Source organism: Ideonella sp. P3_A4 (assembly GCF_056403075.1).
This window is the reverse complement of the sequence record NZ_JBFUGE010001330.1, coordinates 1-628: the sequence shown is the minus strand read 5'-3', so window position 1 is coordinate 628 and position 628 is coordinate 1. Positions and strand designations below refer to the sequence as shown.

Annotated in this window: 1 protein-coding gene; it reads left to right on the top strand. The window is 66.6% G+C overall.

Annotated features, from left to right (window positions below; translation table 11 throughout):
• Nucleotides 1–628: aldehyde dehydrogenase family protein (locus tag AC1DYI_RS37845; protein ID WP_477209182.1), on the top strand; the 628-nt coding region annotated here is incomplete at both ends.

Genomic DNA, 628 nt, shown 5'->3' with positions numbered 1-628 from the left:
AGGCCGGCGAGGCACTGGCGATGCACATGGAAGTCGACGCAATCGGCTTCACCGGCTCGACCCGTGTCGGTCGCCGCATGTACGAGTACGCCGGCAAGAGCAACCTGAAGCGCGTCTACAACGAGCTGGGCGGCAAGTCGGCGTTTGTGGTGTTCGACGATTTCGCCGACATCGAGCGCGCCGCGCGCACCGTGGCCGGCAGCATGTTCTTCAACCAGGGCGAAAGCTGCAACGCGCCGTCGCGCGTGCTGGTGCAAGCCGGCATTGCCGAAGAGTTTGCCAAGCTGGTGGCCGCCGAGGCGCCGAAGTACGCCCCGGGCGACCCGCTGGACGCCGGCACCGAGCTGGGCGCACTGGTCGACGAGACGCAGTTGCGCACCGTGCTGAGCTACATCGACGCCGGCCACCAGGAAGGCGCCACGGTGCTGGCCGGCGGCAAGCAGGCGCGCACGGAAAGCGGTGGCTACTACGTCGAGCCCACCGTCTTCACCAACGTCAACAACGGCATGAAGATCGCCCGCGAGGAGATCTTCGGCCCCGTGATGGGCATCATCAAGTTCGAGACCGAGGCCGAAGGCGTTGCGCTGGCCAACAACTCGAACTACGGCCTGCAGGCCAGCGTGTGGAG